Raw genomic sequence first — 21,334 nt, 5'->3', positions numbered from 1 at the left:
TTACAAGCCATTGTACTTTTGAAAAATCTACTTGAAGTTCATAAGCGATTTCACTTATTTTCTTGTCCTCTGCAAGCATAATTAAAGCTTTTGCTTTTTTGGTAGGAGTATTCTTTAAACCTTCTATCTCCCATTGTTCAAGTTCTCTTTTGAAATAATTATTTTTAGGTTTTTCTATTTCTATTTTTTGCCGATATCCTGTAGTGAACTGAATATCAACATGTTCATCATATACAACAATCTTTTCAATCAAAGCACTCAGTAGCTTTTTTCTATCTGTTAAATCCGATACTTCCCATAAAATTTCAAACTGTTCCAACAAAGCATTTATTTTTTCTTTTTCTTCATCAATAAAGTCTATTTCGTTCGATTTCATCCATTTTGATAAAACAAAATGAATTTAAAATCTGTTATATCATAACTCAACCAACTCCTAAAAAGTACAGACATAATATGATAGATGGGTATTAACAGCAAAAATAGATAATCTTTTTAAATGGATTTGAAAGAAAGAACAGGCCAAGGTATTATAAAAACCCAAAATATTCTTTTCCAAAATACTCTGATGAACATAATATTTTTGTCTATGGAAAATTAATATTTCTTCAATGCGATTTAATCGCTTAATTTCCAATCTATTCCCAAAGTGTAACCCAAAGTGTAATCTGGCAAAATTTATGATTTTTATAACTTGTTGATAATTAAGAATGCCCGGGGCCGGACTCGAACCGGCACGGGCTGAAAGGCCCACAGGATTTTAAGTCCTGTGTGTCTACCAAGTTCCACCACCCGGGCGAACAACCCATTTAAAGTGTGTGGGGAGTTTATAACCATTTAGCAATTATTTGTCAAGCAAAAGATTGAATGATTGATAAAAATTCAACAATTTTATTTTCCTTTGTAGCCCAAGATGTTACAAGTCTTACTGCGTATTGTTCTTCATCTATTACTTTCCATATATAAAAATCGAAGTTTTCTAATAAAATATCGATAAGTCTTTTAGGAAAAATAGGAAAAATTTGGTTACTTTCAGGTGGATACAAAAAAGAAAAACCTAACTGTTTTATCCCCTCAGCTAATTTAAGAGCCATTCTGTTTGAATGGTTTGCTAAATCAAAATACAAGTTATCTTTAAAAAGTTCAAAGAATTGAATTCCAAAAATTCTTCCTTTTGCAATTAATCCACCTTTCTGTTTAATATGATATCTGAAATCATTTTTTAATTTATTATTTGTTATGACAATGGCTTCACCTATCAAAGCTCCATTTTTGGTGCCGCCAATATAAAACATATCGCAGAGATTAGCTATCTCATTTAATGATAAATCATTAAAAGGTGAGGTGAGGGCTGAACCGAGTCTTGCTCCATCCATAACGAGATATAGGTCGTATTTTCTACAGATTTCAAACAATGCCTCTAAGTCATGTTTTTTATAGATTGTTCCAACTTCAGTTGAATTTGATATATAGACAAGTTTTGGCTTAATCATGTGTTCATCAGTGTGGAATTTTAAGATTTCTACTATTAATTCTGGTGTAAGTTTTCCGTCAGAGGTATCAATGGAATTGATTTTATGCCCTGTTGATTCGATGGCTCCAGCTTCATGAATATTTATATGGCCAGTAGTTGCTGATATTACAGATTCATAAGGTTTTAATGCAGAAGAAATCATTATAAGATTTGCCTGAGTCCCACCTGATACGAAATGGATATCTACATCATCTTTCCCAACTTTATTCTTTAAGATTTTGCTAGCTTCTAAACAGAAAATGTCTTTAGAATATCCTTCTGTTTGAATAAAATTAGTATCGATTAATAATTTTAATATGTTGGGATGAGCACCTTCACTATAATCATTTTTAAAGCTATATTTTTTCATGATCCCACCATCGTTGAATTTAAGGAAAATGGTCGGGGCGACTGGGTTTGAATTTCCAACCATTATCTTTTGAGCAATATGTATAATTATAAAAACCTTTAATATAAAGGAAATTTTTCATTAAAACTAACATTTTTCCCTTTTAATTATATATTATCATAATAATATAAAAGTAAACGAGCTACTCTTAAACCTGTTTTTATGTCTAAACTTCTTAGTTGTTGTTATTTTTATTTAGTTTTACAAAACTGTTAATTTTTGCATTTGCATGACTAACTCAATTGAAATATCCCATTACTCCTAACGAAAAGGTGTAACATTTATCATTACTCAATTTCAGTTTATCACCCAATAGAATATCTGAATGTACTATGCAAAAATTTTCTGCATTTTTACTGTAAAACACATTTATCCCTTCTGGAAAATAGAACCCTATAATAGTGTTATCATCAAGTAAAAGCTTACTTTTCAGTTCTAAATAATGTTTACCTTTATTAACTGAAAAAACTTCAGAATTACCAACACAAACATAAATATCTTTATCCAAACGTTTAAAAATTTTTAACTGTATTTTTCCATTTTTTACAAAATAACCTTTTATCCCTCTTATTTCATCTCCATCTTTAAACATCTTTGATTTAAATACTATTAACTTGGCAGATTTATCAAATTTAGAACGTTCAATGATTTCTCCTCCTGTGTAATCCATCAAAATAGTTTTGTTAGAAAGTTTATCTATACTGATCAATTGATTACGCAGAAAGTCTCTAAGCTCATTTCTTAATTTAGTTAACTCAAGATAACTAAATTTCTTTTCTTCAGACAACAATTTGTTTAGTTTTTCACATTTTTCTAATTTACTTCTAACAACCTTATTCTCTTTTTTCAAATTACTCAGCTCAACAAGTAATCTGCTATTTTCATTTTTAAGTTTTTGTACATCTTCTGTACAAGCTGTGAAGACAACTGAGAGTAAAAAAAAATAAAAGAATATGTCTCATATCTCACCTCTCACTTCTACCTAACCTCAAACATTTTCTGTCCATGCAGATTAAATTTAAAATCTACTATCTTTACCACATAATCACCTGGAATGAATAGTTTATACATAGATTTTAATTTAATTATTTTTTCTTTATTCTTTAAAATTAATAGAGGCAACTTTCTTACACTATTTTTATCATTCAATCTTTCTATTATTACATATCCCATAAATTTTTCTTTGTTGCCTTTATATTTTATTTTAAATAGCAATTCATCGTCAGTTTTATCAAAATATTCAACGTATGAGCCATTTTTAAACAGTGAAATTGTAAAATCTGTTATAGGCTCATTTGCAGTATCAGATGCGTTTTTGCTTTCAGAATCAAAAAGCATTTCTTCTATTAAAAAGGAATAAATAGCGTTCTTTTTTATTAACTCAAAATTGGCATCGTTTATTATCTTTACAATTTTTTTGTTACTTGTTTTAAAAATGAAAAAGTCTATTTTTTCAGAGATAAAAGCCTCATTAGTAACTTTTGATTTTATCAAAGCTTTTACCTTAACCTTAACTACTTCAAACTCTCCAAATTTTGTATTTTCTAATACATTATAATTTAAAAACTTTATATCTAAACTTTTAAACAACACCTTATGAAGCATTATAATCTGATTATACTGTGGCGAGGATTCATCAATAAGTTTTTTAACTATCTCTATATTTTTATTTTCACATGCAGATATATAATCATGAATTTCTTTATCAAGCCCTGCAAAAACAATCCCAGCAAATAAAAATATTATCACAAAAAGAGAAAAAACTTTATTCATCGTTTAACCTTCTGATTTTTACACCAACTTTTTTAATCACTGCATCAAAATAGCCGTCTTCATCCTCAACTTTTATAATAAAAGGAACAAAAATTATATCTTCATAAGAATAAACTATGTTATTATACTGTTTATACAAATCGTAGGTTGTTTTAGCATTAGCATAAATTGCTTTCATTATCTCAAGACTTATTACACCTGACATTGAGCTTGGTGAAATAACTTGGGAAAGTTTATCTATCTTCAAATATTTTACTACCTTATTGTTCGTCAAAAAGTTGCCAAAGCTACCTTTGGTAATTTTTTTGAGTTTTTCTCCAGCCCATGCTATACCATTAAATACTTTTTGGTGAGTAATAGAGTCTGATTTGGCACCTCCTATAAGGTCAACGAACCCAACAGACCAATCCATCAAGGTAATATACTTGTCAGTGTCAAAGTTTTTAACTTCTAAATTTTTAGCTCCAAGTCCAAGAGCATATGCAGATAAGCCTTTAGATGATAAAGCGTATGAAAACTCTATCAAAGTCTTTGCTTTTTTACTTTCAAATTTAACGCTTGCTAATTTAGCTAATATATTACTTTGAGTTATAATCTTATTGGGAATAATCTTTCCTCCAGCAGCTAAATCACCCACAATACCGATAAATCCGGATAGTACATTTAAGTTTGTCTTGAAGTATGCATCTAACTCGTTGGGCAAAACTCTATTTAAATCAGTACCTCTTATTGTAGGTTCGAAAAAAAGTTCGAGTTCTTTTTTGTCTGTATCAAATCTCATCCTATTACTATAAAATTTTTGAACACCTTTAAGCTTAATTCTACCGGGTGCTTTTACTTCTATTTTAAATTTATTGCTGTTTTCATCATTTATTGTTACCTTAGTGGCACGTTCTTGCCAAGTCCCTTCCATTACCCCTGATGGAACAATAACCTTTATTACAGGTGAAGGATCGCTGATTTCAATGGATATATTATCGCACTTATGGTTTAATTCTTCACAAATCTTTAACCTGACTTTTAGAGGAAACAACAGCTTGTGAAACTTTTTGATATCCTCATCTTTCAAAACAAACGATTTAATCGTAGTTTTTACTATACCATGCTCATCACTTTTCACTCTCTTATTGATATACACACCTTTTTCGAAATCTTTTACTGAAAGTTTATTACCATTTTTGTCGTAAATAGCTTCATATTTAGCAATGTTAATAGGAATTTTTTTCAGAGGTGTTTTGTTGTCTAAAACTTCAAATTCTATAAAATAACTATTTTTATCTGGGAAAAACTTATCTTGTTTCAAGAGGTTTACATGAAAAGTTTTTAAAATTGGTGTTAAGACCTCATCCCAGTTGAATACAGCGTCTTCGCCATTTTCCGAAATCGATAAAATAACCTTATAATGACCTTTTTCATCACTATAAACAGTTTTATCCATTATTGTAACTTTTGCATTTTCAACGGGATTCCCGCTCCTATCTGTTATGATTCCTTCAATAGTAGCATTTTTTACATTTTCTATAGATATTGTGAAATGCTCAATCTTTTTTTCGAAACCTTTTTTAAAAACTGTAATTCTAATATCTTTTTCCATTTTATTATCAAATACTATCCATCCAGTATGTTTAATGTTAAATTGCTTTTTAACCCCTTTGTCACAAATGATCAGCTCAGAATATGGCCCTTCATATTGATTAAGGATATAATCATTAGAAAGAGCAATTGGTATACCAAAATCGATAGGTATATTTACTTCATTTTCACAAGAACCGGGAATACCCAATCTAAAACACTTTGAATAATATTCATCAGAAGCTGTGTTTACGTCTCTAATCTTTTTCCCATTAAAATAATCTTGAAATCTGCATTTTAATTCGTTTTTTTCAGTCGTACAATATGTTGCATTTGGAGTACTCTCTTTTAATTTTACCAATTGGCCATTAAGTAGATAATAATTCTCTGGAGGAGAGACAGCTTCTTTAGGTTTTTTCAAAATATTTCCTTTTACTTCATATTTACCTTTCCATTTTGGGGTTATCTCTAATATGTTTGAGAATGTGAAAGTTAATTTCTTGGTTTTTAATTTTCCATTACAGATAAATTCCATCAATTTTTCACACTGATAATCTCTTTTATAAAGATAAACAGCCCCATAATTAATTGCTTCATTACCTGATAGGGTGATATACGGGGTAAGCCATGAACCGTGATTTATCAATTCTCCATTAAAAATATAAGATTCATTTATCTTTACACCAAGTTTACTATTATCTGCTACAGAAACTTTAGGTAATTCGACCAGCTTACCGTTTTTAACAACATAAAGAGTATTTTTATATGAAGGTCTTGCAGCTAATCTACCTTTTTCATCCAAGAAAAATTGAAGGTTATTCAATCCATAATTGTTTTCAATTATAAAGGCGTTAGGGGGTTTGCCGGTAAAATGCTCACTAAATAGAAAAAAATTGTCAAAAATGTTTTTGCCTAAGTAGAAATAGAAAGAATTATGAGCCAGGTTATGTAATACTGCACTTTTCTTCAACCCACGTTTTGTGCAATATTCAGGTGGTGTAAATATTGACATTACATCACCACTTGTTTTAGTACAGGTAAGATATTCCCCCATATCAATAAAATCAGAAGCATTAATGTTTTTTATTATTAAAGGGTTATATTTTTCAATTGATAGTATTAAAATTCCATCATTAATGTCTTTCAAAACTTTTACTATCTTTTTATCAAGAGGGAATAATAACGAAAACTGATAAATGCTTTGTTCTTTTTTTAGCTCAAAACGACCTTTTTTAAACTTATTATAAAGCTCTTTCCCTCTGGTAAAAATCTGAATTCTTATAGGTTGCTCGTAAGAACCAGCTTTATTGAAAATTGAAGATTTTTCTAAATATGCACGTTTTATGTAAAGAAATCTGTTTTTTTTGCTTTTGACTTCTAACAAGCCGCTATTAAAGTCATCTATCTTTTTTAAGAGGCTGGATATGATTAACTTACCGTCAAGAGAATCTTGGGCAACTACAAAGATAACAAAGTTGTTATATTTTACACCATAAGATGCCCAGCTTGCCGGTCCAAAAACACTGTCGTCACCTAAATTTAATGATGAAGTTTGTTTCTTATTTCTTTTTGTAGCTTCTACAATACGGTTTTTAAGCTCTTTCCACACATTTTCTGGATTTTTACAATAAGAAATACTTATATACAAAATCTCGTAATTTTTAGTCATAAAAAATATAGATGAGGTAATAGACTTTTCCTCACTATCATAATGATTTTTATAAATTGGGTAAAAATCGCTTTTTTCTATGTTAAACTTTTTATTATACAAAGTATTTACGTCTTGAATATCAGGAAGCAGGAGGGTAGTATCGATTTCTTCCTCAGCGAAAGTAACAACAGCATATAAAAAATGAATTATGAAAAAGGCGATAAACAACTTTTTCATATTAGATTTTCGCAATTATGTTTTAATTTGTCAAGGATACTTTCAAGAAGAATATAAATTATTTTAATTTATTACCTTGTAACAAAGACTGTGTACTTCTTCTTGGGTTAAGTTTAATGAGAAAATAAAAAGCTTGTTTTAAAGACACAAAAAATCAAGGGAGAGAGGAAAAGTTTATCTTATTATTAGAAATTTTTATGTATTTAAAATTACTTAAGTTTATCTTAACATTTTTTTTATTTAAGTAAATATACCTTTTTTATAGTTATTTTAAAGATATAAGATTTGTAAAAGTTGTCAGAAAGTTGCCAGGCTTTTAAAAAAAATTTTTTAATTATATTGATATCTTATATAAAATGGTCGGGGCGACTGGATTTGAACCAGCGACCACACGCGCCCCATGCGTGTGCGCTACCAGGCTGCGCCACGCCCCGACAAGGGCTATTTTTTTAGCATATTTAAAATTTCTTGCAACTCTTTTTTGATTTCTTCTTTAGATAATTTAGCTGATTCATCAGAAAGGCGCATACGAGCGCCTTCAATAGTTAATTTTTCATCATATAGCATTTTTTTTATTTTTAAAATCAAATCTATATGTTTTTGAGTATATAAACGATGTTTACTGCTTGTTTTTATTGGTCTTAATTGTTTAAATTCCTTTTCCCAAAACCTCAAAACTGAAGGTTTTAAACCAGTAATTTCACAAACTTCACTAATTTTGTAGTACAGTTTTTGAGTTTTAAGCATTAACCTCTTCTTTAAATAGGTGGCTAGGTTTAAAAGATACAACGTATCTTGGTGGTATTATAACTTCATCACCAGTTTTTGGGTTTCTTCCAACCCTTCTTCCTCTTACTTTAACTTCAAAATTTCCAAAGCCTGATACTTTTACACTATTTCCACTTAAGATTTCTTCTCTCATTGTGGTAAAAACCATATCAACGACTTTTGCAATATCTTTTTTAGTGATACCAAGCTTTTCATAAATTTTTTCAACGATGTCAGCTTTTGTCATAAGACACCTCCATTTCTTAAATCTTAGCTAAAAAGATATTATATGTCAATGGTTTTGATGATAATTATTTTGTTAAATCATCTATTTTATACTTTTTAGGGTTTCTTATGAAAGTTGGATTGTAAGAATCAGATATATCAATGATAGTTGAAGGGGTTTTTGAGTGTAACTCTTTGTAAATAAAGTAATCAATTTTGTTTTTAAATTGAGAGAGAATATCTTTAAAGCTATGATTGATATTAGTGTAGGAAAGGTTTGCACTTGTTGAAGTTATAGGACATGTTGATTCAATAGCTAATGCTAAATCTTTATATTTAGGGAATCTGACTGCTATTTTCCCTTTATTTAGTATATAATCAGGCAAAGTAGATTTTGCCCTAAATATTAATGTAAACTCACCAGGCCATAGATTATTAATAAATTTTTTGTGAATTTCATTAAAAGAGGACTTATCAATTAACATAAATAATTGATCTAAATTTCCTATCAAAACAATAAATGATTTGTTTTTGTCGCGTTTTTTTATTTGATATATACGTTTATTGGCTTCATGATTTAAGAAAGTGGCACCGATACCATAAATTGTATCGGTGGGATAAATAAATGGTAATGAGTTTTTGTCACATAACTCGATGATTTTTATAAAGTTTTTTACTGATGCTTTGTAAATTATCATTATTAAGATTGTACCATTTTTTGTACTTCTTCATTATCATTGATAACTTTATTTTTAATTTCTTGTCTATATTTTTTAAGTCGTTCATTAATTTCTGGATATTTGACAGCTAATATTTCGCAGGCAAATATAGCAGCATTTTTTGCTCCTGCATTACCTATTGCCATTGTGGCTACAGGAATTCCTCCAGGCATTTGTACCATTGATAATAGTGCATCTATACCTCCCAGTGTTGTGGCTGCCACTGGTACAGCAATAACAGGTAATGTTGTTTCGCTAGCCACGACTCCAGCAAGATGAGCGGCTGCACCGGCAATTGCTATGATTACTTCAATTCCTTTTTCTTCTGCCGTTTTGGACCATTCACTTGTTCTTTCGGGGGTTCTATGTGCGCTAGAAACTATCAGTTCATATTCTATACCAAATTCTTTTAATACATCCAATACTGTTTTTGCTACGGGAAAATCAGATTTACTTCCTATAATAATTCCTATTTTCATAATTATCTTACCTCCTTAGTGCTTTTTTCCCAATATCATTTCTATAATGCATATTTTTGAAGTAGATTTTTTTAACTGCTGAATAAGTTTTTTCTATAGCTTCTTGAAGGTTACTAGCTCTTCCTGTAACACCAAGGACACGTCCACCATTTGTAAGGATTTTCTTGTTTTCTAATTTAGTTCCTGCGTGAAATACTTTTATACCTTCAATTTGCTCTGCACTATCAATACCTGTTATTTCATATCCTTTGTTGTATGATTTTGGATAACCTCCTGATGCTATTACAACACAAACGGTAGTATCATCATACCATTCTACAGAAGTATTTTTTAGTTGTCTATCTACTGCAGCAAGTATTATTGGGACAATGTCAGATTTCATTTTGTATAGGATAGGTTGAGTTTCAGGATCACCAAATCTACAATTAAATTCTAAAACTTTAGGACCTTTTTCAGTAATCATGAGGCCTGCATAGATGATTCCTTTATATGTAATACCTCTATTTGCCAACTCATTAATGAGAGGTTTTGCTATTTTTTCCGTGGTAAATTTAAAGATATCTTCAGTAACAACAGGTGCAGGAGAATAAGCTCCCATCCCCCCGGTATTGGGACCTTCATCATTGTCGTATATCGGCTTGTGATCTTGGCTTGAGACTAATGGAAGAATTGTATCTCCATCAGTAAATGCAAGATATGATGCTTCTTCGCCTTCAAGAAATTCTTCAATTATAACTTTATTACCTGACTCACCAAATATTTTTTCAATGAAAATTTCTTCTAATGCTTTTACGGCTTCTTCAATTGTTTTTGCAACAGTAACGCCTTTACCAGCAGCTAGTCCATCAGCTTTTACTACTATTGGTGCACCTTTTTCTACCACATAAGATTTTGCTGAATCAAAATCACTAAATTCACTATAATATGCGGTTGGAATATCAGCTTTTAGCATTACGTCTTTTGCAAATGCCTTACTAGCTTCGATCATTGCAGCTGCTTTGTTTGGACCAAAGATTTTTATGTTGTTTTTTTCAAAGGCATCCACAATCCCTTTTGCCAAAGGATCTTCAGGTCCTACAACAGCGAGGTCAATATTGTTGTTTTTAGCAAATTTTAGAAGGCTATCAAAATCATCTGCTTTTATGTTTATATTTTCACATTTTTTTTCAATGGCAGTTCCACCGTTTCCCGGAGCTACAAAAACCTTTTCTACTAGGTCACTTTGAGCTATTTTCCAACTTAAAGCATGTTCTCTACCACCTGAGCCTATAACTAAGACTTTCATAACCCACCCCAATTTTGTTGTTTAAATTCTTTGTTTACACATTTGATTTTAGGTTTTAATGTTTAAAATGTCTAACTCCTGTAAAAATCATAGAAATGTTATGTTCATTTGCTGCTTGAATAACTTCATCATCCCTTATGGAACCACCAGGTTGGATGATTGCAGTAATACCGTGTTTTGCAGCTTCATCAACAGAATCTCTAAAAGGGAAAAAAGCGTCAGAAGCCATTACAGCGTTTTTGAGAGGTTTTCTGGCTTTTATAGCAGCGATTTTACTTGAGTCAACTCTACTCATCTGTCCAGCTCCGATTCCAATTGTCTGGTTATGATTTGCATACACAATAGCATTGGACTTTACATGTTTCACAACAATCCATGCAAATTTAAGGGCTTCGAATTCTTCCCGAGTTGGTTTTCTTTGTGTAACAACTTTAAATCCAGTTTTTTCATCAAAGTTTTTTAAGTCTCTATCTTGGAGTAAGAATCCTCCAACAACTTTTTTTATATCATATTCGTTATCTCTGTAGTTGTTTAAATTACCAGTTTTGATTAATCTTAGATTTTTTTTCTTAGTTAACAAATTAAAAGCTTCTTTTTCAAAATCTGGTGCAATTACAACTTCTAAAAATATTTCAGATAACTTTTCTGCTGTTTTACTGTCAACTGTTCTATTAAGTGCAACAATTCCTCCAAAAGCGCTTGTGGGGTCACATTCTATAGCATAGTTGTATGCATCAAAGATGTTGTCTGCGATACCAACCCCACAGGGGTTTGTATGTTTAATTATTGCTGCTGCTGGCTGTTCAAATTCTTTGATTAATTCAAGGGCTCCGTTTATATCTATTAGGTTGTTAAATGAAAGTTCTTTACCATGTAATTTTTCAGATGTTGTAGCACTGATTTCCTTTATAATAGGTGATTTGTAAAAAGCTGCTTTTTGATGAGGATTTTCACCGTAGCGCAAATTAAGTTTTTTTCTCATTGGAATGGTAATTTCATCAGGATATTTAATATTACAAATTTTGTTAAAATAATTTGAAATGATACTGTCATAAAGGGCAGTATGAGAAAATGCTTTTCTTGCGAGATTTAATCTTGTATTATAAGAAATACCTCCTTCATGTAATTCGTTTAAAATCAAGTCAAAATCTTTATTATCCACTATTACAGTTACAAATTTATGATTTTTTGCAGCACTCCTAATCATTGTTGGACCACCAATATCGATATTTTCAATAGCTTCCTCAAATGTAAAGTTTTCTTTGGATATAGTGGTTTCAAAAGGGTAAAGATTTACTACAACCATATCAATGTTTTTAAGATTCATCTTTTCCATAATACATGTATGATCTTTATTGTCTCTTACATTAAGGATACCTGCATGAACATTTGGGTGAAGTGTTTTCACCCTACCGTCGAGTATTTCAGGAAATCCTGTGAAGTCGGATATTTCTATAATATCAATGTTATTTTCTTTTAACAGTTTTGCAGTGCCACCAGTGGAGATGATTTCAATTCCATATTGAACAAGGCTTTTAGCAAATTCAACAATACCTTCCTTATTTGAAACACTTATAAGTGCTCTTTCTGGCATTATTTTCATTGTGAATCCTCCTTTTTGTCAATTACCATATCTAGAATAAGAAGAAGTATTCCGATACTAATACTTGAGTCTGCTACGTTAAAAGCAGGCCAATGATATGTACTTATATAGAAATCGAGGAAATCAACCACCTTACCAATAAATAGCCTATCAATGAAATTACCAAGAGCTCCACCTAAAATTAGTGAGTATGATATTTTACGTAGAATAGATTTATTCTCTTTAATAAATAAATAGATTACTATAATGACAGCAATAAATGTAACTAGTACAAAAAATAACTGTCTATATTTTTCGTTTAAATTTGCAAGAAAGCCAAAAGCAGCGCCGGGATTTAAAATATAAGTAAGATTGAAAAAACCTTTTATAATAGGCTTTATTTCAAAGAGATGAAAATTTTTCTTGATGAGATATTTGGTATATTGATCTAATATTAAAATTAGAAAAGAAATAATTATAAAAATTCTGTTTTTCATTATAACCCCCTAGAATAAAAAAACAGGGAGCGTAATAGCTCCCTTTAAAGCTGGTTAACACATCTTTCGCAAAGGGTAGGATGTTTAGTACTTTTACCTATTGATGCAGAGTGTGTCCAACATCTTTCACATTTTTTAAAAGATGATGTTTCAACTTTTACTTTAATATTACCATCTTCTGAAGTATGACAATCGGTTAGTTTATCAAAATCGCCAATGTAAAACTCTGAAACTATAAATATTTTTTCAATTCCTTCATCAACTTTTAATAGATCTTCTTCGTAATTTTTTATAGCAACAGTTATTTTTGCATCTAATGAGTGGCCTATAATTTTATTTCTTCTTGCTAATTCGCATGCTTTATTAACTACAGATTTTAATTCCTTTAAAAATTCCATTTTTTTAATAAGTTCTTTGTCTTTTATTTGCATTACTGCTGGGAAGGTGTGTATAAATACTGATTCTTCCTTTCCTTCAAAATCTGGTAGAAATTCCCATATCTCATCTGCAGTGAAGGAGAGAATAGGTGACATAATTATTGCCATTTCTTTTAAAAGAATAAACATTGCTGATTGAGCTGATCTTCTTTCAAAAGAATTTGCTTTATAAGCGTAGACTCTATCTTTTATTATATCTAAATAAAAAGATGATAACTCATTGATACAGAAATTTAAGAATGAGTGGTAAAATATGTGAAATTGATAATTGTCGTATGCTTTATAAATTTTCTCTTTCACATTTTGCCATCTTATTAAGATATATTTATCGAGTTCTTTGAGATTTTCAAATTCAATCATATCTTTATTTGGAGAAAAGTCGTAAAGGTTACCTAGAAGGTATCTTTGAGTATTTCTTATTTTTCTATATGATTCTACTAAATGTTTTATAATATCGTTTGAAATTCTTATATCTTCAGTATAATCTTCTGCAGCTACCCATAGTCTTAAAATTTCTGCACCATATTTATTTATTATTTCATCCGGAGTTATCACATTACCCATAGATTTGGACATCTTAAGCCCTTTACCATCTACCACAAAACCGTGTGTAAGCACTTCTTTGTATGGAGCCTTGTCTCTTGTGCCAATACTTTCTAACAACGAACTATGGAACCATCCTCTATGCTGGTCACTACCTTCAAGATACATGTCTGCAGGCCATTTAAGTTCTTTCCTTACTTCACAAACAGCTGCATGACTTACACCAGAATCGAACCAAACGTCCAAAATGTCTGTTTCTTTTCTGATATTTTTGCTTTTACAATGTGGACACTCAAAGTTTTTACCCAAAAAATATTCAACATCTTTTTCAAACCAGATATCAGCACCAAACTTGTAAAACTCAGATAATATTTTTTCTTGAATCTCTTTATCTATAATAATTTCTCCGCATTCACTACAAAGGAAAACTGCTATTGGAACACCCCAGCTTCTTTGTCTGGAAATACACCAATCAGGTCTATTTTCAATCATAGAGTAAATCCTGTTTCTTCCCCATGATGGTATCCACTGGACTTTATCAATTTCATTTAAAGCTTTTTTTCTTAAATCATTTTTTTCCATAGAAATAAACCATTGCGGAGTTGCTCGGAAAACTACAGGATTTTTGCATCGCCAACAATGTGGATATGAATGTTCAATTTCTGATGTTTCTAATAGGTTACCGTTTTCATCTAATAATTTTATAATTTCGTTGTTAGCTTTGAATATGTTCATTCCACCGAATAGTTCTGTGTCTTTTTTAAAGTTTCCGTAATCATCCACTGGATTGAGTATTTTTAATCCGTATTTTAAACCGATTTCATAATCTTCTTGACCGTGTCCAGGGGCTGTGTGTACAAGACCTGTACCTTGTTCAAGGGTTACATGATCACCAAGAATAATTAATGAATTTCTGTCATAAAAAGGGTGTTTTGCATTTGTTTTTTCAAGTATGTTTGCTTTGAATGTTTTTTCTATTTCAATCTCTTCTATTTTAAAAATACTCTTGAGTTTTTCTATTAATTCTTTTGCTAAAATTAATAAGTCATTTTTATTTATATTTTTATTGTCTGATTTTAGAACTCTAACAACAGCGTATTCAATGTCTGGATTCATAGCTATTCCAAGGTTAGCAGGCAATGTCCAAGGTGTGGTAGTCCAGATAACAGCAGAAGCATCTTCTTCAATATTTAGAGCTTTTTTAGCATCATTACTGAGAGGAAATTTAACATAAATTGAAGGTGATGTGTGGTCATGATATTCGACTTCAGCTTCTGCCAAAGCTGTTATACAGGAAATACACCAATAAACTGGTTTTAACCCTTTGTATGCACCACCATTGTTAAAAAATTTATACAATTCTTTCAATGTGTTTGCTTCATATGTGTAATCCATGGTAATATATGGGTTTTCCCAATCTCCTAAGACTCCAAGCCTTTTAAATTCATCTCTTTGAATATCAATAAATTTACTTGCGTATTTTCTGCAAAGTTTTCTTTTTTCATGTTTTGGTATTTCGTTTTTTTTCTTGCCAAGCTCTTTGTCAACTTGATGTTCAATTGGTAAACCGTGACAATCCCAGCCGGGGATATATGGTGTATAAAAACCTTTTAAGGATTTGGTTTTGATTATAAAATCTTTCAAAATTTTATTTAAAGCATGCCCCATATGAAGATGTCCATTTGCATATGGAGGCCCATCATGTAAAATATATTTATTTTCAGGATTTCTTTTTTCTAATATTTTGTTGTAAATTTTTTTTTCTTCCCATTTTTTTAGTCTGATAGGTTCATTTTTTGTTAAGTTTGCTTTCATGGGAAAATCTGTTCTTGGTAGATTTAGAGTGTCTTTATATTCCATATTCACCCGCCTTATTTAGTTTTTTCGGAGTTTGATTATTAGCACTAAACTTTTTTTAAATCAAGGCATTATCTGAACTTTTTTATGGTTTACATAATCTTTTTTTATGTATATTATTTTTTTATAAAATCAGGAGGTTTTTATGAAGAGATTTTTAATATTAATTGTGGTGCTCGTTTTTGTGAGTAATATCTCTTTTGCTTTTAATGTTGAAAATGTTTTAAAAGAAAATTTAATGAAGAATTTTGCTAAAAGAGGTTTGAGGGATGTTAAAATTTCAGTTAAAGTAATTAAACAGGTTGATAATCCAAAAGGATTTTATTTTGTTAAAGTAAATATTAATGATAAAAAGAGGAATAGACAAGTTTCACAGTTTTTAATTTCTGATGGTAAAATTATTATTCCTGATATTATAAACGTTAAAACAGGAACTAGTTTAATAAAAGAAATGAGTTTTAAGTATGATACAGTAAATATCCCTACAAAAGACTTAACTCTTATGTATGGTTCAAAAAATGCAAAACATACTATTATTAAAATAAGCGATTTTCAGTGTCCATTTTGTAGAAAGGCTTATAAATATCTTGAACCAAAAATAAAAGATAGGAAAGATATTGCTCTTTATATGTTAAACTTTCCGTTGCCAATTCATAAGAATGCTATGATTTATTCACAAGTTTTTGAAGCGGGTATGGCTATGGGATACAATTTTGCAGGTGAACTTTATAGTGGAAAGTTTGATAGTAAAAGTAGTGATGAGATTATTAAATATTTTGCACGCAAGACTAATGATGCTAAAAGGTTTGAGGAACTTGTGAAATCTAAAGAAATTATTAATAGGATAGAGAGACAGAAAAAAATTGCTGAAAAATACGGATTTAGAGCAACTCCAGTATTGATTTTTGATGGGAAAAAAGTGGAAGGTTTTGACAAAGCTTTGATTGATAAAGGATTAAAATCTTTTAAAAACTAGTTGACAAGTTAAATTATTTGTAATATATAGTCCATCCGTTCGGGGCGTAGCGCAGTTTGGTAGCGCATCGGTCTTGGGAACCGAGGGTCGGAGGTTCAAGTCCTCTCGCCCCGATTTTAATCTATAAAACATCTTAACTCTGTTTAAAGCTTTCTAGTAACTTATTGCTTTTTGAATATCAGCTAGGTTTTACTTAAATATTTTTTGATAAATAGCAAATTGTTTTGCTACTCTAGCTGTTCTTTTACCTCTGGAAATTGCAAAATTTTCAGCATCTTTTTCCCAGTTTTCAATAAATGGTATTGAGTATTTCTTCATATAATGTTTACATATATCAAGATATATTTTTTTGTTGATGGGATAGAAACCAATTACTAGACCAAACCTTGCATAGAGTGACATAGCTTCATTTATTTCATCTCTACTATATGGGGTGTTAGAATCGTACGTTTTATCTTCAATGAGATGCCTTCTGTTCGATGTAGCTACAAATATAACATTTGGAGGGGGAGATTCAAGTCCACCCTCCATAATTGATTTGAATTTTCTGTAATAGATGTCTTGTTCATTAAAAGATATGTCATCAAAAAAAAGAATAAACCTGAATTTTTCAACTGGACGAAGAATCCTAAAAAGCTTAAAAATAGTTTCAATTTTTTCTTGTGGAAATTCTATGATTCTCAATCCTTGTTTATTATACTCAGTTAGAAGCATATTTATTAGTGAGGATTTGCCACATCCCCTTTCACCCCATAAAAGCATATTGAGTGCGATACCTTTTTCTATAAAAGATTCAATATTTTTGCTAGCAAGCTTTATCTGGTTATCAATTCCTATCAAGTCAGTTTTACTAACTTTTTCTATAAAATTTATTTCTTCAAGTTGTTGTCCATTCCATCTAAAAGCTATGCAGTTTTTGAAAATGTTTTCCACATTCAATACCTCATAGCTATTTCTTTAGCGAAATAGGTAAGGATTAAATCTGCTCCAGCTCTTTTAATTGACACTAGAGACTCATATATAACCTTTTCATCTAACCACCCTTTATCAATGGCAGCTTTAAGCATAGAATATTCTCCGCTAACGTTGTAAGCTGCTACAGGTATGTTGAAATTATCTTTTATTTCTCTGATGATATCTAGATATGGAAGAGCTGGCTTAACCATGATAATATCTGCTCCTTCTATCAGGTCAAGTTCTGCTTCTCTTAATGCTTCCAATCTATTGGGTGGATCCATTTGATAAGTTCTTCTATCTCCAAATGCAGGAGTACTTTCAGCAGCATCTCTAAACGGCCCATAAAACGCTGAAGCATATTTAACGGCATAGCTCATAATGGGGATATGATAAAAACCGTTATCATCAAGAATGTCTCTGATTGCTGATACTCTACCATCCATCATGTCACTTGGGGCAACCATGTCTGCTCCAGCTTTGGCATGACTTAATGCTTCAAGAGCTAAATATTTTAGCGTTTCATCGTTATCCACATCCCCTTCTTTTATAATGCCGCAATGTCCATGGATTGTGTATTCACACATACAGACATCTGTAATTACTAACAAATTTTTAGTATTTTCTTTGATTGCTTTGATTGTTCTTTGGATTATCCCTTTATCGTTGTAAGCTTCACTCCCTATTTCGTCTTTGTGGTTAGGGATGCCAAATAAGATTACTCCAGGGATTCCTAGTTTTTCAACTTCGATACATTCTTTAACTATATTATCAATACTCATTTGAAACACTCCTGGCATTGATGGAACTTCATTATTTATGTTTTCGCCTTCAACTACAAAAAGAGGATATATTAAATCATCTACACTTAACTTTGTCTCTCTGACCATTCTTCTAATAGTTTCATTTTTTCTTAATCTTCTTCCTCTAACTATGGGAAAACTCATAATATCCTCCACTTGTTATTTGTTTTTTGAAAGAGATGAAATTAATTTTACCATCCCTTTAACAGTATATTTTTCAGGATAATAAGATTTAATTCCGTTTTGTTCTAAAAAAGTTGCAGTTGTTTTTCCTATTGATATTATGGTGAGCAGATTGAAATTTGTATTTTTTACTTGCTGTAAAAAGCTTTTTGCTGCCGATGGTGAAGCAAAGGTTATGGTATCAATTTTGTTGTTAATAATAAAATTTTCGATATATCCTTCGGGATAATTTTCTCCTACAGTTTTGTAAACATAACGAATTTCTACCAGGGCTTCTCTTTGTTTTAAATATTTTTCTAAAAGTTCACTTCTAGTAGGAGTTGTAGGTATTAGAAAAGAATTGTTTTTAATATCGAGATTGTCTAATACTTTGATTAAACCTTCGGCAGAAAATTCATCAGGTATAATGTTGGGTAAAATATCATACTGTTTTAATAAAGAAGCTGTTTTTTCACCAATGGCGATTATATTTTTGAATTTTATTTTTTTTAAATTATTTGAAAAATATTTTACAGCATTCGTACTTGTGAAGATGATAAAATCGTAATCATTTAAAGAAAGCGAATAATCCAAAGGTATTATTTTTACCATAGGTAATAAAAAAGGGTAAAAACCATGTTTGGACAATTCATTTATAAAATCTACCGACTGATTAGGCTGTCTTGTAATTAATATGTTTTTAATTTTCTGTATCATAGATTTCTTGAATTATTTTATCTCCACCATTATTTAAAATTGTTTGTGCCAGTTTAATTCCGAGCTTTACAGCATCTTCTTTATTACCTATGATTTCTTCGTATAAAAATTTTGAGCCATCTAAATTTGCAAGAAATCCTTTTACAAAAAGAGTTTCGTTATTAAGCTTTGCATAGCAACCAATGGGAACTTGACATCCACCTTGTAGAGTTTTAAGAAAAGCTCTTTCTGCTTTTGAACAAATAATGGTTTCTTCATCATTTAGAAAAGAGAGAATATCTATTGTTTTTGTATCTTTTATTCTAACTTCAATACCTAATGTTCCTTGGCAAACAGCTGGTATCATAAAATCATCAGTCAATGTTTGTTTTATATGTTCTGTAAGTCCAAGTCTTTTTAAACCAGCTTTAGCAAGTATGATTGCATCAAATTCACCGTTTAAAAGTTTTTTAATTCTTGTATCAACATTTCCTCTTAAATCTTTTATTTTTAAATTAGGATACTTTCTAAGAAGCTGAACTTTTCTCCTCAAACTGCTTGTTCCAACCACTGCTCCATCAGGTAGATTGTCAATATTTTCATATTTTACTGAAAGGAAAGCGTCAAAGGGTTCTTCCCTTTTTGGATGGATAAAAATATCGAGCCCTTCAGGAAGTTCCACAGGAACATCTTTCATTGAATGTACTGCAAGGTCAATTGAGCCTTTTAATAGTTCTTGCTCTATTTCTTTTACAAAAAGCCCTTTACCACCTATTTTGGCAAGTGGTGTGTCAAGAATTTTATCTCCGGTGGTTTTTATAATCTTTAGTTCCACATTAATACCATGTTTTGTTTCAATATTTCTTTTGATATAATTTGCCTGCCATAAGGCGAGTTTGCTTCCTCTCGTTCCAATTACAATTTTTTCCATCTTCACTCCTTTATGTTAAATAAAATTTGTGCTGCTTCAGAAATAGTGTATTTTTCTTTCTCAATACTTTTATTTTTAAGTACTGTAAGAGGGTTGTGCAAAACTTTATTCATATAAGAGGTAAGTAAATAATCTATTTGTTTTTTTAGTAGATCATCTTCAATTTTATTCTTTGTAAAGAATTTTTCAAGTTCTGCATCTTTAATTTTTTCGTAGTTTTGTCTAATTAGTTTTATCGTTGGAACGATTTTTAGAGATTCGAGCCATTTGTTAAATTCTCCTACATAGTATTCAATAAATTTCAGTGCCTTTTGTGCTTCTTTTTCTCTTTCTCTTTTATTTGCCTCAACTACATCTTTTAAATCATCAATATCGTATACGTAAATATTATCCAAATTTGATATATCTGGATCAATGTCTCTTGGGACAGCAATATCAATGAAAAACATCGGTGAATATTTTCTTTTTTTCATTATGGCTTTCATTTGTTGATATGTGACAATATAATTTGGCGCACCTGTAGAACTAATAACGATATCTATTTTTGGTAATTTATCAATAAAACTATCAAAAGGAATTGGTTCGCCTTTTACCTCTTTCGCCAAAGTTACTGCTCTTTCGAATGTACGATTTGTTACATAAATCTTTTTAATATTTGAAGTTTGTAAATGTTTGGCAGCAAGTTCACACATCTCACCAGCACCAATTATTAGTGCTGTATTGTTTTTTAAATCACCAAAAATCTTTTTTGCTAATTCAACAGCAGCATAACTAACTGACACAGGATTTTCAGATATAGCAGTATGGGTGCGCACTTTCTTTGCAGTTTTTAAAGTAAATTGTTCAAGTTGTTTTAGATATGTACCATATTTGCCATATAATTTTGCTTGATTGAATGATTCTTTTACCTGGCCAAGAATTTGTGGTTCTCCGAGGACTAAAGAATCGAGTCCACATGCAACTTTGAATAAATGTTTTAATGCTTCAGTTCCGCAGTAGACATATATATAATTTTTTAACTCGGATAATTCCATATTACTGCGTTCGGAAAGCCTATTAATAATAGCTTCAACATTGCACAGAAAATCATCTGTAATGATGTAATATTCTACTCTATTACAGGTTGATATGATCAAAGCTTCATATATTCTTTCAGTTGATAATAAAAGTGAATACTCTTTTTGAAGTTCATCTTCTTTAAGACTTAACTTTTCTCTAATTTCAACTGGTGCAGTGTTGTGATTTAATCCTACTAAAGCTATCTGCAT

General features: G+C 30.5%; 19 protein-coding genes and 3 tRNA genes. 2 read left to right on the top strand and 20 right to left on the bottom strand.

Annotated features, from left to right (window positions below; genetic code table 11):
- The 15 genes from OWK30_RS09060 to ileS form a co-directional block, all read right to left on the bottom strand.
- Nucleotides 1-376 (bottom strand): hypothetical protein (locus OWK30_RS09060; RefSeq protein ID WP_423325738.1); only part of this gene is annotated, 376 nt, incomplete at its 3' end.
- A gap of 332 nt (nt 377-708) precedes the next feature.
- Nucleotides 709-795 (bottom strand) — tRNA-Leu (locus tag OWK30_RS09055).
- 53 nt (nt 796-848) lie between these two features.
- Nucleotides 849-1,880, bottom strand: a complete 1,032-nt coding sequence (locus tag OWK30_RS09050) for a threonine aldolase family protein (protein ID WP_423325736.1) — start codon at nt 1,878-1,880, stop codon at nt 849-851.
- Between the two features lie 277 nt (nt 1,881-2,157).
- Nucleotides 2,158-2,769, bottom strand: a complete 612-nt coding sequence (locus tag OWK30_RS09045) for a hypothetical protein (RefSeq protein WP_423325734.1) — start codon at nt 2,767-2,769, stop codon at nt 2,158-2,160.
- 128 nt (nt 2,770-2,897) lie between these two features.
- Nucleotides 2,898-3,692 carry a hypothetical protein gene (locus OWK30_RS09040; protein ID WP_423325732.1) on the bottom strand — a complete coding sequence of 265 codons (795 nt, stop codon included), beginning with the start codon at nt 3,690-3,692 and terminating at the stop codon, nt 2,898-2,900.
- Nucleotides 3,685-7,152, bottom strand: coding sequence for a carboxypeptidase-like regulatory domain-containing protein (locus tag OWK30_RS09035; RefSeq protein ID WP_423325730.1), 3,468 nt, complete (start codon nt 7,150-7,152; stop codon nt 3,685-3,687). Before OWK30_RS09035 ends, OWK30_RS09040 begins: the two co-directional genes overlap by 8 nt.
- A 357-nt stretch (nt 7,153-7,509) precedes the next feature.
- Nucleotides 7,510-7,586: transfer RNA gene (locus tag OWK30_RS09030), tRNA-Pro, on the bottom strand.
- A 7-nt stretch (nt 7,587-7,593) separates the two neighbouring features.
- Nucleotides 7,594-7,899, bottom strand: coding sequence for a MerR family transcriptional regulator (locus OWK30_RS09025; protein WP_423325728.1), 306 nt, complete (start codon nt 7,897-7,899; stop codon nt 7,594-7,596).
- Nucleotides 7,892-8,167 (bottom strand): integration host factor subunit alpha, encoded by a 276-nt coding sequence (locus OWK30_RS09020; RefSeq protein WP_423325726.1) that lies wholly within the window; start codon nt 8,165-8,167, stop codon nt 7,892-7,894. Before OWK30_RS09020 ends, OWK30_RS09025 begins: the two co-directional genes overlap by 8 nt.
- 64 nt (nt 8,168-8,231) lie before the next feature.
- On the bottom strand, nt 8,232-8,843 hold the full coding sequence (locus OWK30_RS09015; RefSeq protein WP_423325724.1) for an L-threonylcarbamoyladenylate synthase: 612 nt from the start codon (nt 8,841-8,843) through the stop codon (nt 8,232-8,234).
- A gap of 2 nt (nt 8,844-8,845) precedes the next feature.
- On the bottom strand, nt 8,846-9,343 hold the full coding sequence (purE, locus tag OWK30_RS09010; protein WP_423325722.1) for a 5-(carboxyamino)imidazole ribonucleotide mutase: 498 nt from the start codon (nt 9,341-9,343) through the stop codon (nt 8,846-8,848).
- Between the two features lie 7 nt (nt 9,344-9,350).
- On the bottom strand, nt 9,351-10,628 hold the full coding sequence (gene purD, locus OWK30_RS09005) for a phosphoribosylamine--glycine ligase (RefSeq protein ID WP_423325720.1): 1,278 nt from the start codon (nt 10,626-10,628) through the stop codon (nt 9,351-9,353).
- Between the two features lie 55 nt (nt 10,629-10,683).
- Nucleotides 10,684-12,222: a bifunctional phosphoribosylaminoimidazolecarboxamide formyltransferase/IMP cyclohydrolase gene (purH, locus tag OWK30_RS09000; protein WP_423325740.1), complete on the bottom strand. Its 1,539-nt coding sequence runs from the start codon at nt 12,220-12,222 to the stop codon at nt 10,684-10,686.
- A gap of 5 nt (nt 12,223-12,227) precedes the next feature.
- Nucleotides 12,228-12,707 (bottom strand): signal peptidase II, encoded by a 480-nt coding sequence (gene lspA / locus OWK30_RS08995; protein ID WP_423325718.1) that lies wholly within the window; start codon nt 12,705-12,707, stop codon nt 12,228-12,230.
- A 44-nt stretch (nt 12,708-12,751) separates the two neighbouring features.
- Nucleotides 12,752-15,547, bottom strand: coding sequence for an isoleucine--tRNA ligase (ileS, locus tag OWK30_RS08990; protein WP_423325716.1), 2,796 nt, complete (start codon nt 15,545-15,547; stop codon nt 12,752-12,754).
- Nucleotides 15,548-15,689: 142 nt separating this feature from the next.
- Between ileS and OWK30_RS08985 the strand changes: the two genes are divergently transcribed.
- Together OWK30_RS08985 and OWK30_RS08980 are read left to right on the top strand one after the other, a co-directional pair.
- Complete coding sequence (locus tag OWK30_RS08985) at nt 15,690-16,520, top strand: DsbA family protein (RefSeq protein WP_423325714.1); 831 nt, start codon at nt 15,690-15,692, stop codon at nt 16,518-16,520.
- A gap of 40 nt (nt 16,521-16,560) precedes the next feature.
- Nucleotides 16,561-16,634, top strand: a tRNA-Pro gene (locus OWK30_RS08980).
- Between the two features lie 75 nt (nt 16,635-16,709).
- Here OWK30_RS08980 and OWK30_RS08975 read toward each other — a convergent pair.
- Genes OWK30_RS08975 through hemA form a run of 5 tightly spaced genes read right to left on the bottom strand, consistent with a single transcriptional unit; the run spans nt 16,710 to nt 21,334 of the window.
- Complete coding sequence (locus tag OWK30_RS08975) at nt 16,710-17,453, bottom strand: DUF815 domain-containing protein (RefSeq protein ID WP_423325712.1); 744 nt, start codon at nt 17,451-17,453, stop codon at nt 16,710-16,712.
- Between the two features lie 2 nt (nt 17,454-17,455).
- A complete protein-coding gene (hemB, locus tag OWK30_RS08970; protein WP_423325710.1) occupies nt 17,456-18,421 on the bottom strand; it encodes a porphobilinogen synthase in 966 nt (321 codons plus the stop codon).
- 15 nt (nt 18,422-18,436) lie between these two features.
- On the bottom strand, nt 18,437-19,156 hold the full coding sequence (locus OWK30_RS08965; RefSeq protein WP_423325708.1) for a uroporphyrinogen-III synthase: 720 nt from the start codon (nt 19,154-19,156) through the stop codon (nt 18,437-18,439).
- On the bottom strand, nt 19,140-20,066 hold the full coding sequence (gene hemC / locus OWK30_RS08960; protein WP_423325706.1) for a hydroxymethylbilane synthase: 927 nt from the start codon (nt 20,064-20,066) through the stop codon (nt 19,140-19,142). The genes OWK30_RS08965 and hemC overlap by 17 nt, the downstream gene beginning before the upstream one ends.
- 2 nt (nt 20,067-20,068) lie before the next feature.
- A complete protein-coding gene (gene hemA / locus OWK30_RS08955; RefSeq protein WP_423325704.1) occupies nt 20,069-21,334 on the bottom strand; it encodes a glutamyl-tRNA reductase in 1,266 nt (421 codons plus the stop codon).

It is taken from the genome of Deferribacter abyssi (assembly GCF_049472655.1).
In the GTDB taxonomy this organism is placed as follows: Bacteria; Chrysiogenota; Deferribacteres; order Deferribacterales; family Deferribacteraceae; genus Deferribacter; species Deferribacter abyssi.
The sequence above is the reverse complement of the archived record's forward strand: the minus strand, read 5'-3'. Positions and strand labels throughout refer to the sequence as shown.